14 protein-coding genes are annotated in these 17,617 nt (G+C 66.2%); 6 read left to right on the top strand and 8 right to left on the bottom strand.

Features of this window, described 5'->3' with window-relative positions; translation table 11 throughout:
* Window positions 1-25: 25 nt before the first annotated feature.
* Window positions 26-1,075, top strand: coding sequence for an EF-hand domain-containing protein (locus tag HZA32_01450; protein MBI5422720.1), 1,050 nt, complete (start codon window positions 26-28; stop codon window positions 1,073-1,075).
* 25 nt (window positions 1,076-1,100) lie between these two features.
* Here HZA32_01450 and HZA32_01445 read toward each other — a convergent pair whose 3' ends face one another.
* Window positions 1,101-3,434, bottom strand: a complete 2,334-nt coding sequence (locus HZA32_01445; protein ID MBI5422719.1) for a S9 family peptidase — start codon at window positions 3,432-3,434, stop codon at window positions 1,101-1,103.
* Between the two features lie 94 nt (window positions 3,435-3,528).
* On the opposite strand from HZA32_01445, the gene dgt reads away from it, so the two are divergent.
* Entirely contained in the window at window positions 3,529-4,800 is a 1,272-nt protein-coding gene (dgt, locus tag HZA32_01440; protein ID MBI5422718.1) for a dNTP triphosphohydrolase, read from the top strand.
* Window positions 4,801-5,220: 420 nt separating this feature from the next.
* Here the strand turns inward: dgt and HZA32_01435 are convergent, their stop codons facing one another.
* Window positions 5,221-6,903, bottom strand: a complete 1,683-nt coding sequence (locus HZA32_01435) for a putative transporter (GenBank protein MBI5422717.1) — start codon at window positions 6,901-6,903, stop codon at window positions 5,221-5,223.
* Window positions 6,904-7,073: 170 nt separating this feature from the next.
* On the opposite strand from HZA32_01435, the gene HZA32_01430 reads away from it, so the two are divergent.
* Window positions 7,074-8,339 (top strand): hypothetical protein, encoded by a 1,266-nt coding sequence (locus tag HZA32_01430; protein MBI5422716.1) that lies wholly within the window; start codon window positions 7,074-7,076, stop codon window positions 8,337-8,339.
* A 36-nt stretch (window positions 8,340-8,375) separates the two neighbouring features.
* Here the strand turns inward: HZA32_01430 and HZA32_01425 are convergent, their stop codons facing one another.
* Both HZA32_01425 and opgC read right to left on the bottom strand, forming a co-directional pair.
* A complete protein-coding gene (locus HZA32_01425) occupies window positions 8,376-8,954 on the bottom strand; it encodes an HD domain-containing protein (protein MBI5422715.1) in 579 nt (192 codons plus the stop codon).
* An 84-nt stretch (window positions 8,955-9,038) separates the two neighbouring features.
* The gene (opgC, locus tag HZA32_01420) at window positions 9,039-10,193 is read right to left on the bottom strand and encodes an OpgC domain-containing protein (GenBank protein ID MBI5422714.1); all 1,155 of its coding nucleotides are present in this window, start codon (window positions 10,191-10,193) and stop codon (window positions 9,039-9,041) included.
* A gap of 146 nt (window positions 10,194-10,339) precedes the next feature.
* On the opposite strand from opgC, the gene HZA32_01415 reads away from it, so the two are divergent.
* Both HZA32_01415 and HZA32_01410 read left to right on the top strand, forming a co-directional pair.
* A complete protein-coding gene (locus tag HZA32_01415) occupies window positions 10,340-12,475 on the top strand; it encodes a S9 family peptidase (GenBank protein ID MBI5422713.1) in 2,136 nt (711 codons plus the stop codon).
* Window positions 12,476-12,624: 149 nt separating this feature from the next.
* Window positions 12,625-14,760 (top strand): S9 family peptidase, encoded by a 2,136-nt coding sequence (locus HZA32_01410; GenBank protein ID MBI5422712.1) that lies wholly within the window; start codon window positions 12,625-12,627, stop codon window positions 14,758-14,760.
* A 73-nt stretch (window positions 14,761-14,833) separates the two neighbouring features.
* Here the strand turns inward: HZA32_01410 and HZA32_01405 are convergent, their stop codons facing one another.
* Window positions 14,834-15,295, bottom strand: coding sequence for a response regulator (locus tag HZA32_01405; protein ID MBI5422711.1), 462 nt, complete (start codon window positions 15,293-15,295; stop codon window positions 14,834-14,836).
* 94 nt (window positions 15,296-15,389) lie between these two features.
* Between HZA32_01405 and HZA32_01400 the strand changes: the two genes are divergently transcribed.
* On the top strand, window positions 15,390-15,854 hold the full coding sequence (locus HZA32_01400) for a tRNA (cytidine(34)-2'-O)-methyltransferase (protein MBI5422710.1): 465 nt from the start codon (window positions 15,390-15,392) through the stop codon (window positions 15,852-15,854).
* On the opposite strand, the gene HZA32_01395 is transcribed toward HZA32_01400, so the two are convergent.
* From HZA32_01395 to HZA32_01385, 3 genes are read right to left on the bottom strand one after another with little or no spacing between them, the layout of a single operon-like run.
* The gene (locus HZA32_01395) at window positions 15,851-16,582 is read right to left on the bottom strand and encodes a hypothetical protein (GenBank protein ID MBI5422709.1); all 732 of its coding nucleotides are present in this window, start codon (window positions 16,580-16,582) and stop codon (window positions 15,851-15,853) included. The two genes, HZA32_01400 and HZA32_01395, sit on opposite strands and share 4 nt — an antisense overlap.
* A complete protein-coding gene (locus HZA32_01390) occupies window positions 16,561-16,845 on the bottom strand; it encodes a helix-hairpin-helix domain-containing protein (GenBank protein ID MBI5422708.1) in 285 nt (94 codons plus the stop codon). The genes HZA32_01395 and HZA32_01390 overlap by 22 nt, the downstream gene beginning before the upstream one ends.
* A 37-nt stretch (window positions 16,846-16,882) precedes the next feature.
* Window positions 16,883-17,602 (bottom strand): DUF3826 domain-containing protein, encoded by a 720-nt coding sequence (locus HZA32_01385; GenBank protein ID MBI5422707.1) that lies wholly within the window; start codon window positions 17,600-17,602, stop codon window positions 16,883-16,885.
* Window positions 17,603-17,617 lie beyond the last annotated feature (15 nt).

Genomic DNA, 17,617 nt, shown 5'->3' with positions numbered 1-17,617 from the left:
CGCCGCCTGCGTCTCTAGCGGTCGTATGGGCGAGCTGCCGAGCAAGATCATCATCACGGGGACCGGACGCGCCGGGACCACGTTCTTGGTGCGGTTGCTCACGGAGCTGGGGTTGGATACCGGCTTCACGCGGGAGAACTGGCGCGAACACGTGCACGCGCATTGCTCCGCCGGGATGGAGAAGGATCTCACCGCTCCGGACGCGCCGCGCATCGTCAAGGATCCGGACTTGTGCGAGCGGTTGCCGGGAATCCTGGCCGAGGGGCGCATCGCGGTGGAACACGCTTTGGTGCCGGTGCGCGATCTCGCGTCGGCATCGGCGAGCCGCGTGCGCATCGGAGCCCATGCGCCCGGTGGCATCGTCGGGACGGAGGATGCGCGGCAGCAGCACGCGGTGCTGGCGGAGCGGTTTCACCATCTCGTCGAGACGCTCGTGCAGCATGACATTCCGCACACGTTTCTGGCGTTCCCGCGCTTCGCGTGCGACGCCGCGTATTGCTACGAGCGGCTGCGATTTCTACTGCCGGACGTCTCGTTCGAGGAATTTGCGGCGGTGTTCGCGCGCGTGTCTGATCCCAAGCTGATCCACGATTTCCGGCGGGGCGCGCCCATCGCCGGGGCGGGGCGTCCGTCGCGGGCCTATCGCCTCGGGCGGCTTCTGCGCAAGTGGCCGCGGCGCCTCGCGGTCGCGGCGGCGCTCGTGGCGGTCGGCCTCGCGGTGGGCGCCCGGCGCGCGCGTCCGCAGCCGTTTCCACCGACGCTCCCGACGCCGGCGGCGCTTGCTGCGACCGAGAACGCGCGAGCGGATTTTTTCGCGCAGCTGCACCGGGGCTTCGTGAACGCTGACGAGAACGCCGATGGCTACATCTCCGCCGACGAGCTGGCGTGGCTGGCGGCCGTCGATCCGTCGTTCGACTACGAATTGCAGGCCGTCGAAGGAGGTTCGCCCATGAAGTGGGCGCGCGTCTACGCGTCGTTCGACCTCAACCACGACGGCCGCGTGAGCGAGCCTGAGTTCGTGGCGACGGTGGCCGGCGCGGAATCCCGGGGCGCGACCGAACGCGGTGCGGAGTGAACCCGCCGCGCGGTCGCGTGGCGGCTCAGTTCTCGCCGAGGTAGCGGCGGAAAAATTCCTCGTAGCGCACGAGGCTGTCGAGGCGCTGCCGCGGCTCGCCGCTGCGGCTCATCTCGTGCGTCGCGCGCGGGTAGCGGACGGATTCCACGTCGCGGCCGAGCTGCTTGAGGCTGCGGAGAAGCATCTCGCTTTGCACGAAGCCGGTGCGGCGGTCGTTGTCGCCGTGTTGGATGAGCAGCGGCGTCTTGATGTCCGCGACGTAGGTGAGCGGCGATTGCTCGGTGAGGATTTCGCGCAGGCCCGGCTCCCACGGATAGCCGCCCCACGCGAGCGGAACGAGGCGCCAGGCGTTGCCTTCGCCGAAGAACGTGAGGAGGTCGTAGACGCCGCGTTGCGCGACGGCCGCTTTGAAGCGCTGGTCGTGGCCGACGATCCACGCGGTGAGATAGCCGCCATAGGAACCGCCGGTGACGACCTGCCGCGCGGGATCCACGAACGGTTGCTTCGCCGCCTCGGCCGCCGCCGCGAGCACGTCGCTCGCGGGACCTTTGCCCCAATCGCGGTAGTTCGCGGCTTGGAAATCGCGACCGTAGCCGCCCGAGCCGCGCGGATTCGCGAACACCACCGCGTAGCCGCGCGCCGCGAAGAACTGGAACTCGAACCACATGCTGTCCTCGCCCGGACCCCACATCGCGGACGGACCGCCGTGAATCTGGAGAAGCAGCGGATACTTCTTTCCGCGCTCAAGCACGGTGGGTTTCAGCGTCCAATACTGCACGGTCTGGCCTTTGTCGTTCGTGAGCGCGTGTTCCTCGACGGCGGAGAGTTGGCGCTCGGCGATCCAGTCGGAGTTGTGAGTCGTGAGGGCATGGTAGCCGAGCTTCGCGTTGGTGCCGGTGTAGAGCTCCGACGGATTTTCGGGCGTGGTGAGAACCTGAACGTAGCCGTGCACGCCGACATCGTAGTCGCGCACGCCGAAAGTTTTCTCCGCGGTGACGGTCAGGGCTTCCGTGCTGTCGATGGCGACTTGGTAGAGCGGGAAGCCGCCGCGGCTCGCGGCGACAAAGTAGATGCTCCGGCAGTCAGGCGACCATTTCAGGTTGCCAGCGCTGCGATCGAGTTTGGCCGTGAGCACGCGATGCGCGCCGCCGGTGGCAGGCACGAAGCCGACGGCGGCTTGTTCGTAGCCGAACAGGCGGCCGCGGTTGATCGTGAACGCGACCCATCGGCCGTCGGGCGAAGGTTGCGGGTTGAGGACGGAGTGGTCGGGCACCTTGAGGAAGTCGCGCACGCCGCCGCCGGCCGCGTCGACGAGGTAGAGGCTCGCGGTGAGTGAGCGGTCGGGGTTTTCCTCCGGATTGGTCTGCGAGGCGCAGACGATGGCTTTGCCGTCGGTCATCCACTCGGCGCCCACGTAGCCGGTGAAGCCGGGCGTGAGGTCCTTCGCCTCGGCGCCTTCACGTGCTTCCTGCACGAAAAGGTGCGCGATCGAGAGATCGGGATTGATGTCCGTCTCGCTCTGGAAGTTCAGGCGCGTGAGCGGGCGCGGGTTGCCGTCGGCTTCGTTTTGGGCAAGCCACTCGCGGCGATCTTGGAGCGAGCCGTCCGCCTTCGCCAAAGCGACGGCGGAGGCGTCCGCGTGGGGTTTGGCGGTGTGCGAGGGTTTCGTGGCGGAAGAGGATTTCGCGTCCGGCGGGCCCTTCTTGGCGGCGTTGTAGTTCTTCGTGTCGTTGGCGCTGCGTCCGGGTTTCTCGACGGGCCAGCGCGGCGCGGCGGGTTGGCCGGATTTTTCCAGGGCTTCGCGTGCTTGGGCGTAGCTCAGGCTCGAAGTGAACAAAATGCGCGAGCCGTCGGGCGACCATCTCGGTGCGGCGGCGCCAGTCTCGATCTTCGTGAGCGGCGCCGCCTCGCCGCCGGCGACGGGCAGAGCGTGAATCTGCGGCTTGCCGTCGACCGCGCGCACGAACGCGATGCGGTCGCCCTGCGGGCTCCATGCGGGCGCGGAGGCGCTGCCGCCGCGGGTGAGCTGGCGCGGTGCGCTCGAGCCGTCGACCGCGACGAGCCAGAGGTTCGTGTGGTAGACCCAGTCGTCCTTCGCCTCGGGCTTTGGCTCGATCGAGCGCACGACGTAGACAACCCATTTGCCGTCGGGCGACAGGGCGGGCGACTCCAGTTGCTTGAGCTTCAGCAGATCGGTCGCGTGGATGAGCGACTTGCCGGACGCGGCCGCATCGGCGGCGCGGAGGACGGGGAGGCTCGCGATGAACGCGAGCGCGCAGGCGACGACCAGCAGGCGGGGCAAAGTCAGGCGGGGCATGGCGGGGCACTCTGTGAGCGCGAGCGGACGAGTCGAAGCCATTCTACTGGGGAAAATTCCTGCGGGGGCGCCCGGCCCGGCGCGGCGCCCTGTTTTCTCGTTGCGACCGGCGGGCCTTTGCGGGACGAAAGCGCCGATGCCGCAAAACAAGTTCTACAACGCCTTCGACGTGCAGGAGTGGGGCGGGGGCCGCAAGCCCGACTACCGCAGTCCGTTCCAGATCGACCGCGACCGCATCATCCACGCGCATGCATTTCGGAAACTGCAGTCGAAGACGCAGGTGTTCCTCAGCGGCGAATACGATTTCTACCGCACGCGGCTCACGCACTCGATGGAGGTCGCGCAGATCGGGCGCTCGATTTGCCAATATCTGCTCAGTCGCGGCGCGCCGCTGAAGGAAGATTTCTACATCGACTCCGATCTCGTCGAGGCGAGCTGCCTCGCGCACGACATGGGGCATCCGCCGTTCGGGCACTCGGGCGAGCGCACGCTGCAGGAGCTGATGAAGCGCCGCGGCGGCTTCGAGGGCAACGCGCAGACGCTGCACCTGCTCTGCGAGACGATTTACCAGAACGAGACCGGCGTGAAAGGCATGCAGCCGACCCGCGCACTGCTCGACGGCATCCTGAAATACAAGAAGCTCTACACCGAGTTCGCGACGCCGCCGATCAACCACTTCATCTACGACCCGCAGGAGCCGATCCGCGAGTGGGTCTTCGAGGGCAACCGCATCCCGGGCTCGCTCATGCGCGGCAACGCGCTGAACGAGTTCAAGAGCGTCGAGTGCCAGATCATGGACTGGGCCGACGACGCGGCGTATTCGCTCAACGACATTGTCGACGGCGTGCGCGCGGGCTTCCTCACCATCGAGCGCGTCGAGCGCTGGGCCGCCGGCGAGGAGATCGACGCCGCGAAGCAGCGCCACATGGATTCGCTCTTCGACGCCGTCCGCGCCGACCGGTTGGAGAACGTCTTCTCGCAGAAGATCGGCGCGTTCATCCAAGCGTGTCGCCTGAAGGAGCGCGACAATTTCATGGCGGGAAAGACCAACCGCTATGCCTTCGAACTCGTGGTCGACGCGGCTGCGCTCGAGGAGTCGGCCTTCTTCAAGAAGATGGCGAACGACATCATTTTCGAGAGCCCGCAACTCGAGCAACTCGAGCACAAGGCGCGCGTCATCCTCAACGCGCTCTTCAACGCCATCTGGGAAAACTACGCGCAGCGCAGCGAACGCGTGATCAGGATCCTGCCCGGCAACGTCAGCCGCCTGATCGACGCCGAGAAGACGCTCGACGGCAAGGCGCGCCGCATCTGCGACTACCTTGCCGGTCTCACCGACGGCATGATCGTGCGCACGTATCGCCGCCTGTTCGATCCGGAGTTCGGGTCGTTCCGGGATCTGAGCTGAGGTGCGCGGCGCCCCGATCCGCGCTGTAGGAGCCTGCTTGCAGGCGACCGAAACACGAGGGCTGGAGCGGTGGTCGGGTCGCCTGCAAGCAGGCTCCTACAAAGCTGGCGGCGGGGGAGGTTCGTCTCCTCGGGCGGAGCGATTGGGCACGGCCTGAAAGGGCCGAGGCCGGCGTCATGGGTAGGGCGGCGAGTCCCTTCGCCGCCGTGGCCGCTGCGGAGGAGGTAGCGCAGGCCTCCGGCCTGCATCTTCCGTCATCCCAGGCGGGACGCCTGCGTCACGCTGGCCTCCACAGTTCCGCTTAAAACGCCCTACCGCATTTTCAAAAATAATGTAGCCGGGGTCGCTGACCCCGGAAAGGGGCTTTCCCGAGGGAAGAAGCGCCGACCGGGCTCAGCGAGCCCGGCTACAGAAAACGCCCTAGCCGCCGTTGGCCACGCGCCAGAGAATGAAGACGAGCAGTTGTGCCGTGAACACGCGCAATAGCATCACGAGCGGATAGACCGTCGCGTAGGCGACGGCGGGCGCGTCGCTGCCGGTGGATTGCTGCGAGAACGCGAGCGCCGGCGGATCCGTCATCGAACCGGCAAGCAGGCCGCAGAGTTCGGTGTAGTTCACTTTCTTCCACGCACGCGCCACGAACGCGACGATGAGCAGCGGCACGATCGTGACCGCCGCGCCCCACGCGAGCCAAGTGAGGCCGTTGCCGCCGAGGAGCACGCTGACGAATTTTTCGCCGGACTTCATGCCGACGGCCGCAAGGAACAAGGTGATGCCCATCTCGCGTAGCATGAAATTGGCGCTGGGCGGCAGGTGCCAGACGAGTGACCCGGTGTTGGCGAGGCGCGAAAGGAAGATCGCGACGAGCAGCGGGCCGCCGGCGAGGCCGAGTTTCACGGCGGCGGGAAGTCCGGGGATCGCGAGCGGGAGCGAACCGACGACCACGCCCAGCACGATGCCGAGGAAAAACGGGATCGGGTGCGGGTGATCGAGCGCCTTGGACGAGTTGCCCACCGCGGACGCGACCGCGTCGAGGCTGCGCTCTTCGCCCACCGCCATCAGGATGTCGCCGAACTGCAGCTTGAAGCCCGGGCTCGCGGAAAATTCCAGCGCGTTGCGCGTGACGCGCGTGATGACGACGCTGTGCTGCGTCAACACGTCGAGATCGCCGATGGGCTTGCCGAGCACCGCCACCTTGGTGACGAGCAGACGACGGTTCGCGACGTGTCCGGGCAGCGATTTCAGATCCACGCCGGCCTCCGCGCCGATGACCACGCGCAGCGCGTCGACTTCCTCCTCGGGTCCGACGACGTGCAGCACGTCGCCGAGCGCGAGTTCCGTTTCCGGGCGGGCGACGTCCACGACGCCGCCGCGGGAGAAGCGCGACACCACGACCCGCGAGCCGCGCAGGCTCGGGATCGCCTCGATGCGGCGGCCGACGAGATTCGCGTTGCGCACCTCGAGGCTGCGACCGGTCGGCGGCGGGACGTTTGGGCGGTTGGCCGCCTCGGCGTCGCGGACCTCCTTGGCCACGTCGACGCGGAATACTTTTCGCACCAGCACCATGGCGATGATGATGCCGAGGATGCCGAACGGATAGGCCACGGCGTAGGCGAGACCCTGGATGGCGGTGGTGTCCGGCGGTGCGCCCATCTGCTTGAACGCTTCGCCGGCGGCCGCGAGCGACGGCGTGTTGGTCGTCGCGCCGGAGAGCAGGCCGACGCCGGCGGCGAGCGGCACGGTGTGAGTGAAAATCAGCGCCGCGGCGATGAGCGAGCCGCCGAGCACGATGCACGCCGCAAAGCCGTTGAGGGCGAGCCCGCGCTCTTTGAGCGATGAAAAGAAACCGGGGCCGATCTGGAGACCGAGCGTGTAGACGAAGAGAATCAGTCCGAACTCACGCACGAAATCCAGCACCTCATGGTTCGGTGCGAGCTTCAGGTGCCCGAGCAGCAATCCCGCGAAGAGCACGCCAGCCACTCCGAGGCCGACGCCGCGCACTTTCAGTTTTCCCAGGGCGGTGCCGACTGCGCCCGCCGCCGCGAGCAGCATCACCGTCCGCGCTACCGATTCCTGGGAGAGAAGTGAGGTAAGGGTTTCCACATTTTTCAGCGTAGCGTCCGAGGCGCGGATGTCCTGTGCAGTTTTTGGCCAAACCCAAGCGTGCGCGCGCGGAACTGTGTCATGGTCGCGCGTGTGTCATCGCCAAGAAAGTGCGCGCATTTGCCAAACTCCGCCCCGTGCCGCTGTGTCCCACGCGCTAGTCTGGGAGCATGGAAAAGCGTGTTCTGCTTCTCGTGGGAATTCTGGGCGCCGCGCCGGCCGCGTTGATCGCGGCCGAGCCGCCGGCGAAGTTCGTCGCGGAAGCGGCGGCGCGGATCACGTATGATTCCAACGTGTTTCTTCAGGATGGCGGCGCGCTCGTCGCCGGTGCGTCGGCCACGGCGCCGGCGCGGGAAGGCGCGTGGGTGTCGAGCGCCGCGGCGGGCGTGGCGTGGATCGGGCGCGCGGGCAGCGCCGGCAAATTGGAAGTCGGCTATCGCGCGGAGGTGTTTCGCTTCGATGGCCTCGCGACGGAGAACCACGACGACCATCGCGTGCGCGCGACGCTGTCGGGTGCGCGCGGCGCGGCCACGTGGGACGTCGCGTTGAGCGAGCTGTGGACGAATGGCGATCATCTGGCGCCGCTCTACAACGTCGTGGGCGGCGGCCCGGCCATCGGCGGCGAGCCGGTGCGCGCCCGCCGGTCGCAGTCGATCTTCAAGGGCACCGCGCGCGCCACCTGGACGCGGCCGGGCGGGTGGTGGCGGTTGACCGCTGCGGGGCTCGATCAGAATTTCCACACGGGATTTGCGAGCGGTTGCGCCTCGTATGTCGACCGCGCCGAATACACCGCCGGCGCGGAGTTCGCGCGCGAGCTGCGTCCGGGCCTGGCATGGGTGATCGGCGCGCGCGCCGGCCGACAGGAGCAGAAGGACCGCCCGCCGACCGTGGCGCTCAATTCAACCAGCCATCTCGTGCGCGTGCTGGCGGGTTTGGAGGGCAAGTTCTCGCCGCAGTGGAAAATCGACCTGCGCGCCGGGCCCGATTTCCGGCGCTCCACCGCGGCGCAACCGGCGGCGCTCGGCCGGAATCGCGTGCCGCCCTACGTGGAAGCCGCGGTCACGTGGACGCCGGACGCGGCGGATACGATCTCGCTCAGCGGCCTGCATCGGCTCTGGCCGGCTTCGAGCGGCCGCGGCGACTATGAGGATTCGACGTGGGAACTCGGTTGGAAGCACGTGCTCGGCAAGGCGTGGTCGTTGCGCACGGCGCAGAAGTTCGCCGATGCCGACAACCACCGCGACGCGTATCCAGGCACGAAGCCGTGGCACGACCAGATCCTCACGACGACGTGCGCGGCGGAGTATCGCTGGAGCAAGCATGTGGTGCTCGACGCCTCGATCGCGCGCGAAGCCGGCAAGGGTCTGCTGCCCAACACTCCGGGCCGGGCCTACACGCGCTGGCTGTGCGCGCTCGGTGCGACGGGCACGTGGTGAATCCGTCGGCGAGGGGAGCCCGGCGCGGCGGCGCGGTTACCGGGTCGGAGTTTTCGCCAAGGATCCGTTCGCGACCGCCTCGTCGAGCATCTGCTGCGCGTAAGCCCAGAGGGCGGTCGAGCCTTCGCGCGTGTGCTGGTTGCGGGCGACGACCTTGTCGTGGGTGACACCGTGATGGCGCCAGCGTTCGCCGCCGGTGAGGCAGTTGAGCAGCATCGGGTGGAAACGATCGCAAGCCGCGGCGAATTTCGCCTCGGGCGTCGCGCGCTCCTCGAACTCATCCCACAGCGCGCGGAATTCGGCGGCTTGATCAGGTGGCAGCAGGCCGAAGATGCGGTCGGCGGCGCGCGCCTCGCGCTCGTGCTGGTCGGCCATGTTCTTCGTGTCGTAGGCGTAGGTGTCGCCCGCGTCGATTTCCACGAGGTCGTGGATGAGCGTCATCTTGAGCACGCGCAGCACGTCGAGCGGCTGGTGATTCGAATGCTCGGCCAGCGTGATGACCATGAGCGCGAAGTGCCACGAGTGTTCGGCGCTGTTTTCGGCGCGCCGGCTTTGGGTGCACAGCGTCTGGCGGAAAACTTCCTTCAGCTTGTCGGCTTCGATGATGAACTGCATCTGGCGCGCGAGGCGCTCGGCGGGCGAAAGTGGGCTCACGGGCGCAGCGAAGCACGAAACGCACGGCACGAAAAGCCGCGAAAATCAGCGCGGTGCCGCGTGCGCGAGGTCGCGCGGTGGAGGCTTGGGCGCGGGAGTGCGGAGCAGCCGCGCGATCGCCGCTTCGATGCGGCGGGTGCGTCGCCAGTGGTTGATGCCGGCGACGCCGAACACGATCCCGAGCATCGCCGCCGTGCCGACCGCGCGTCCGAGCGTCGTCGTCGCGAAGAGCTCCGGGTAGGTGCCGATCACGATGGCTACGAGGCACTGCGCGGCGAAGGCCGGCAGCGCGGATTCGCCGACGATCGCGAACGCGCGCCATTCGAAGGCGCGCGGGAAAACCTGGGCGGCGCTCGCGACGAGGTAGGCGACGAGCGCGAAGTTGGCCAGCCGCAGCGCGCCGAGCGTGTTCGCGTGGGTGAGCACCGCCAGTTGTTCGCCGGGGAAGGGGGCCGGCACCACGCCGTGCCGCACGAGCCACAGCAGCACCGCCGCCGCGAAAGCCAGCGCGAGCGGCCAGACGCGCGGCTCGAGCAGGCGCACGCCCATCGCCTTGTGCGCGCCGAGGACCGCGCCGACGACGAAGGGCAATTGCCATGCGAGCGGATGAAACGCGCCGAGCTCGATCCGTCCGCCCCACGCAACGATGCCGCCGGAGGCGGATTGGGTCAGCGCCCACGCGAGAAAACTCAGCGCGAGCACGACGTATCCGCGGCCACTCAGGCAGGCGCGCAGCACCCACGGAAGCGCGAGCAGGAAGACGCAATACAGCGGGAGAAGGTCGAGCAGGCTCGGCTGGTAGAGCAGGGTGAGGCCGAGCCAGACGGAGTTGAGCGGCTCCGCGGCGAACCATGGCGGCAAAGACGGCGACACATGGCGGGTCTGGAACGTGTAGAACAGCGTCCAGGCGAGCGCGCCGAAGTAGGTTAGCAAATGGGTGCGATAAACCGTTCCCGCCTGTCCCGCGGTCGTGGCGCACGCGCCGGCGAATCCACGCTCGAGCATGTGGCGCGCATACAGCCAGCCGGCGGCGAGGCCGGACAGGAAGACGAATCCTTCGACCGGGCCGACGAAGCCGAGCGCTTGGTCCGTCGCCACGTGCAAGTCCGATTCGATGTGGTTCGTGGCCATCAGCACGATCAGCAGGCCCCGCAACGAGTCGAAGCGGTGGTCGCGAGCATGGCCGGACGTGGCGGGCATGTCTGTGTGTGCGCGGCGAGGAACCGTTGGTTCCGTGCAATGTCGGTGTCGGGCGGAAGTTCGTGCGGTTTTTCGCCGGTTGCGCGTTCGTCGCAAACTCGGGGCGCGGGCTTGCGGGCGCGCGGCTTTCCGTTTTTGTCCGCCGGATGCGACTCACCGCTCTTACCCCGTTGGCGGCGCTGGTGCCTGCGCTGGCACTCGCCGCGAATTATCCCGTCAGCAAGACCGTCGAGCACGTCGACGACTATCACGGCACCAAGGTCGCCGATCCGTATCGCTGGCTCGAGGACATTGACTCCGCGGACACGAAGGCGTGGGTGAAGGCGCAGAACGAATTCACCGACGCGCAACTCGCGCAGATGCCCGAGGTGGATCAGGTGCGTCGCCGCCTGACCGAACTGTGGAACTTCCCGCGCGCCGGCGTGCCGTTCAAGGAGGGCAACTGGTATTTCTTCACCCGCAACGACGGCCTGCAGAACCAGTCGCCGCTGTTCGTGCAGGAAGGTCTCGCCGGCACGCCGCGCGTGCTGATCGATCCGAACACGCTCGCGGCCGACGGCACCGTGGCGGTCACCGTCACGTCGCCTTCGCCGGACGGCAAGTGGCTCGGCTACGGTCTCGCGCGCGCCGGATCGGATTGGAACGAGTTTTATCTGCGCGACATCGCGACGAGTCAGGACGCGCCAGACCAGATCAAGTGGGTGAAGTTTTCCGGCATGAGCTGGTCGCACGACGCGAAGGGCTTTTTCTACACGCGCCTGCCGGAGCCTCCGGGCGGCAACGCGAAGGTTTTTTCCAAGATCGAGAACCGCAAGTTGCACTACCACCGCGTGGGCACGGCGCAGAGCGATGACCCGTTGATCTTCGCGATCCCTGAGCACCCGGAGTGGGGCTTCGGCGGACAAGTCTCGTCGGATGGCCGCTACCTCGTCATCGGCGTCACGCAGCCCGGCAAGCTCGGCAACTCGGTCTACTACATTGATCTCGTGGATGGCCACGCCCCGCAGCTCGGCGGCGCGGTCGTGAAGCTCGTGGACGATTTCGTCTCGAGCTACGGCTTCATCGGCAACGTGGGCCGCACGCTCTATTTCTCCACCAACGCCGGCGCGCCTCGCGGCAAGGTGATCGCGGTCGACCTCGACGCGGGTGTCGCGGCGGCGAAGACGATCGTGCCCGAGTCGAAGGACACGCTGGAGGGCGTTCGTATCTCCGCCGGCAAGATCGTCGCGACTTACATGCACGACGCGGCGAACCGCATCGCGCTCTTCGAACTCGACGGCAAAGCCGCGGGCGAGATTGCGTTGCCGGGTCTCGGCTCGGTCACGAGTGTCTCGGGCAAGTTCAAGAGCCCCGAGCTGTTCGTGGGCTTCGCGTCGTTCCTCGCGCCCGGCACGGTGCTGCGGCACGATCTCGGCAGCGGCAAGACCGAGACCTTTTCGGAGACGAAGGTTGGCTTCGAACTCTCGGCCTACGAGGTGAAGCAGGTGTTTTATCCGTCGAAGGACGGCACGAAGATCCCGCTGTTCCTCGTCCACAAGAAGGGCCTCAAGCTCGACGGCTCCGCGGCCGGTTGGCTCTACGGCTACGGCGGTTTCAACGTCTCGCTCAAGCCGTCGTTCGCCGTGCCGCCGCTCGTCTGGATCGAGCGCGGCGGCGTCTATGCGATGGTGAACATGCGCGGCGGCGGCGAATACGGCGAAGAGTGGCACAAAGCGGGCACGAAGGAGCGGAAGCAAAACGTGTTCGACGACTTCATCGCCGCGGCCGACTGGCTCTGCGCGAACGGCTACACCTCGCACAATAAGCTCGTGCTCGACGGCCGTTCCAACGGCGGCCTGCTGCTCGGTGCGGTCGTGAACCAGCGCCCTGACCTCTGCGCCGCGGCCGTGCCTGCGGTCGGCGTGATGGATATGTTGCGCTATCACAAATTCACTGTCGGTGCCGCGTGGGCGAGCGACTACGGCAACTCGGACACGCCCGAGGGCTTCGCCTACCTGCGTGCCTATTCGCCGCTGCACACCGTGAAGATCGGCGCGAAATATCCCGCGGTGCTCGTCACGACCGGCGACCACGACGATCGCGTCTACCCCGCGCATTCCTACAAATACACCGCGGCGGCGCAGGCCGGCGCGGCGGCGAACAGCGGTCCGATCCTGATTCACATCGAGGCCAACGCCGGCCACGGCGGCTCGAGCGGCACGTCGCCGGTCTCGAAGACGATCGCGGATTGGGCGCTGCGCATGGGCTTCGGCGCGCACTTCGCGGGCTGGGGCAGGAACTGACCGGCGCACCACGATTCCGGAGCGAAGGCGACGCGCGGGCGTCGCCTTTTTTGTCCGTTCATCCTGCAAAACGACCGCTTCGTTGGTCCGAAGGGAGCAATCAGCCTCTTCGGCTTGCGCCGGGCGCGACCGTGCATTGCCTTGGCCGCATGAAGTTGAAGGCTCTGGTTACCCTCGCGGCTACGCCCGTCTTGGCACTCGCCGCCCAGTTCGAATACCCCGCCAGCAAAACCGTCGACCAAGTCGACGAGGTGCATGGTGTCAAAATCACGGACCCGTTCCGTTGGCTCGAAGATGTCGACTCCGCCGACACCAAGGCGTGGGTCGGCGCGCAGAACAAAGTCACGTTCGATTTCCTGAAAAACCTGCCGAAGCGCGACGCGATCAAGCAGCGCCTGCAGGAGCTGTTGAACTTCCCGCGCTACAGCCTGCCCGGCAAGACGGGCGGCCGCTATTTCTACACCTACAACTCCGGCCTGCAGAACCAGTCGCCGCTGTTCGTGAAGGACTCGCTCACTGCGGAAGGCCGCTTGGTGATCGACCCGAACACGATGTCGAAGGACGGCACCGTCGCGCTGTCCGCCATCGCGCCTTCCGAGGACGGCAAGTGGGTCGGCTACGGCATCGCGCGCGCCGGTTCGGATTGGAACGAGTTTCGCGTGCGCGATCTCGCGACCGGCCAGGATACCGAGGACGTGATCAATTGGGTGAAGTTCTCCGGCTTCAGCTGGGCGAAGGACAGTTCGGGCTTCTTCTACTCGCGCTACCCCGAGCCGCGCCGCGAGGGCAACCAGGTCTTCAGCGACCTCTCGAACCAGAAGATCTATTTCCATCGCATCGGCACGAAGCAGGCCGACGATCTCCTCGTCTACGAGCGTCCGGATCAACCGAAGTGGGGCCTCGGCGGCGGCGTCACCGAGGACGGCCGCTACCTGCTCATCAACGTTTCCGAGGGCACCGATCCGCGCAATCGTCTCTATTACCTCGATCTCCAGGACCCGAAGAAGCCGCACGTGCAAGGCGAGGTCGTCCGCCTCATCGACGTGCTCGAGGCGAGCTACAACGTCATCGGCAACGACGGCTCGACGCTCTACCTGCTCACCGACCTCGACGCGCCGCGCAACAAGGTCATCGCGATCGACCTCAAGAATCCCGACCGCGCCAACTGGAAGACGCTCGTCCCCGAATCGAAGGACGTCATCTCCAGCGCCGCCTACATCGGCGGAAAGTTCGTCGTGAACTACATGCAGGACGCCAAGAGCGTGCTCGCAGTGTTCGCGAAGGACGGCGCCTCGCTCGGCAACATCGCGCTGCCCGGCATCGGCAACGTCGCCGGCATCAGCGGCCGCGAGGACGAGAGCGATATGTTCTTCTCGTTCACCTCGTTCACGTATCCGACGACGAACTTCCGCGCCGACCTCGCCACGGGCAAAGTCGAAGTCTTCCAAGCGCCGAAAGTCGCGTTCGACCCGAGCGTCTACGAGACGAAGCAGGTGTTCTACACGTCGAAGGACGGCACGAAGGTCCCGATGTTCATCACGCATCGCAAGGGCATCAAACTCGACGGCTCGCACCCGACGCTCCTCTACGCTTACGGCGGCTTCAACATCTCGATGCTCCCGTCGTTCTCCACGTCGAACCTCGCCTGGATGGAACTCGGCGGCATCTACGCCGTGGCCAACCTGCGCGGCGGCGGCGAATACGGCCGCGAGTGGCACCTCGCCGGCACGAAGACGAAAAAGCAGAACGTGTTCGACGACTTCATCGCCGCCGGCGACTACCTCGTCGCGCAGCAATACACTTCGCACGACAAGCTCGTGATCAGCGGCGGTTCGAACGGCGGCCTGCTCATCGGCGCCGTGGTCAACCAGCGCCCCGATCTCGCGAAGGTCGCGTTCCCCGCGGTCGGCGTGATGGACATGACGCGCTTCCAGAAATTCACCATCGGTTGGGCGTGGGCGAGCGACTACGGCTCGGTCGACGACTCCGCCGAGATGGCCGCCTACCTCAAGGGTTACTCGCCTGTGCACAACGTGAAGCCCGGCGTCCGTTATCCGGCGATCATGGTGACCACCGGCGACCACGACGACCGCGTGCATCCGGGCCACTCGTTCAAATACGCCGCGGCGCTCCAAGCGGCGAACCCCGCGAATCCGCTCCCGATGTTCATCCGCATCGAGACGAACGCCGGCCACGGCGCGGGCAAACCGATCTCGAAGCAGATCGAGGAAACCGCCGACAAGTTCGCCTTCGCGCTCTACTACACCGGCGGCGCGGCGAACTGAGCGCGCTCTTTAACTGCTCCCGCAAAAACGAAGCCCGCCGCGAGGCGGGCTTTTTCATTTCGCGGCGCGGCGCTCAGCGGTTGAACGGGAAGGGCGGACGCGAGCCGGTCCAGTAGCGGTTGATCTCTTCCGCGAGCACCGTCCACTTGAACGGCTTCCGCACGACCGCCTTCAGCGTCGGCACGCGGGCGGCGCGTCCGACGCCCAACTCGATCTCGTGCGCGGTAATCATGACCGCGGGCAGGTGCGGCCTGATCGCTTGGACCGCGGCGAGAAATTCCAGCCCGTCCATGCCCGGCATGTGATAGTCGGTGACGATCAGTCCGATGTTCAGCGTGGGCAGCGCGGCGAGCGCCGCTGCGGGCCGCGAGAAACTGTGCACCGGGCACGCGAGGTGTTCGACGAGCAGCTGCTGGAGCAAGTCGATGTAGGCCACCTCGTCGTCGAGCAGCATGACGCCGAGGCCAAACGGTGCGCCACTGTCGGACACGGCGGCCGACTGCGAACTGGGCGAGGACGAAGACGCGGGCTGCATGGGGTTGGCGCGGCGGTCCCAGGCCCGGGCGCCGGGTCACAATGGGATGGAATATGCGCCCGGGGCTGGCCAGCCTAAATCCGCTCGCCGCGCCATGCTCCACGTCGTCCTTTTCCAACCTCAAATCGCGCCCAACACCGGCAACATCGGCCGCATGTGTGCCGTGACGAAGTCGCGCCTGCACCTCATTCATCCGCTCGGTTTCAAAATCACCGACGCGAACCTCCGCCGCGCGGGCATGGACTACTGGTATTCGCTCGACGTGCACCAGCACGAGAACTGGGAAACCTTCAAGGCCAGCCCGGCCGCGCCGCAGCGTTTGTGGCTGTTCACGACGCATGCGACGCGCACTTTCTGGGAAGTGAAATTCGCCGACGGCGACGGCCTCGTGATGGGCAACGAAGGCGCCGGCGTGCCGGAGTGGCTGCATGCGGAGTTCGGCGACGACCGGCGGCTGAAAATCCCGCACGCGAACGGCGAACTGCGCTCGCTCAATCTGTCGACCGCCGCCGGTGTGGCCGCCTACGAGGCGCTGCGGCAGATCGGAATGCCGCCTTAACGAGTTTTCTTTTCCTCGGGGAGTTGGGAGCAAAATACCAGCATTCTTCCAGAGTCTTTGAATGCAAGAAACGCATTAATCAGAAACATCGCCACCAGAGCCCACCCTGTTTCCGCCCACAAATTTGGACGAGGCAACGATGGGGCGAAATACTGCGCGCCACCTTTTACCAGCAAAATTCCAATAACGGTATTGAGCGAGATATTGAACGCGTTCCATCGCCTTTCAATCCACTGGTGGACTCGTTCGTCAATCAACGCGAAGTCGAGGCGAACGGTTGCCAAATGGATATCTCGTTTCTTTAGGTCAGCCCAAAGCCCGACGGATCTTCTCCAGATATCGTTCGCATCGTCTTCGCTGAACCACGCTTCATGTGTTTGCCATCCAATCCATTCGGAGGGGCGGTGGCTTTTGATCCCGCGCAGCAACGAGAGCAGTCGCATTACCGAGTAAGTGAACGTGCCCAAAATAAACCCGATGACCACTACGACAACACCACCAGCAACCAGCGTTCCCACAAAAGTGATTGTTGGCGTTGGCGCGTCGCGGAAAACTTGGGAAAAGACCTCGGCAGTCCGGGCATTCGAAAGCAAAAGCCATAGCAGATAACCCAAACAAATGAGCGGTGGATAAAGAAACCGGATTTGCCTCGTTGGATCCACATCGCACTTGTCGCAACACGGTGAGAAATGGGCGAATAAAATCTCTACACGTCCTGCCAATTCCACCAGAGCAACTTTTCCGGGCGCGGGCGCTTCGTCTTCGCGAAGTAGACCGCGCAGCGGAAGGTGTAGAGCACGCAGCGGTCCTGCTTCGATGCGGTCAGCTGCTCCAGCTGGCGGTAGAGCTTCTCGGGGTCCTTGGCTTTGAGATCGGCGACCCGGCGGATGCCGAGGGAGTAGAGATCGAGCGCGAGGCTCGGGCCGATGCCCGGAATCGTGCGCAGCTCGCGCAGCGATTCCCGACGGGCGGCAAGGGGATCGGTTTTCATGGCGCCGAGTTTAGCCGGGTCCCCTGACAACGGCCTGTCAGTTGGTTTTCGCGGGCGCTGCCGGCGGCGCGGCCTGCTTCGCGGCTTTTTCCGCCTGGACCTTCTGAACGTAGGCGCGGAACAGGGCCTTCCAGTCGCGGCCCCGCGAGATCAGATACTGCTCGGACTTCGTCTTGTAGATTTCGAAGATGGCGGAGATCTGCGGCATGCTCTTGTAGTCGACGGCCTCTTCGCGCGCCTGTTTCAGGAAGCCGAGAATCACTTTTTCCTCCTCGGCGGTGAGGTCGGGCACGATCGCGTGGTAGCCCTTGAGGGTGAAGGCGACCTTGCCGATCGTGTATTTGTCGAGGATCGCCTCGACCTGCGCCTCGGTCAGGTCGGCGCGCAGGCCGGCCATCAGCGCGGCGTGGACGGTCTTGGGCATCGCGCCGTCGGCGATCATCTCGCGGTCGAGTTTGCTGAGCGGTTTGCCGGTTGCGGGGTTCACACCCTCGGGCACGGTGGTGTAGGGATGGGCGTTGTGCCAGTCGCGGACCGCGGTGAGGTGCGTGGCAATGACGGTGCGGACGCGCTCCGCCTGAGCGGGATCGGTCAGGCCGAGTTCACCGACCCAGGCCGCAGCGCGCTTGAAGATGGCGGGTTCGAACTTCTGCGGCGCGGCGGCCGGGGCTTCGGCGCGCAGCACCGACGCGCCGACAAGCGCGAGGGCGAGCGTGGCGAGTCTCATCCAACGGGACAGCGAGCGGGAGGTGTGCATCGGAGGGAAAGACGC

It is taken from the genome of Opitutia bacterium (assembly GCA_016217545.1).
In the GTDB taxonomy this organism is placed as follows: domain Bacteria; phylum Verrucomicrobiota; class Verrucomicrobiia; order Opitutales; family Opitutaceae; genus Didemnitutus.
This window is presented reverse-complemented; position numbering and strand designations above follow the sequence as displayed.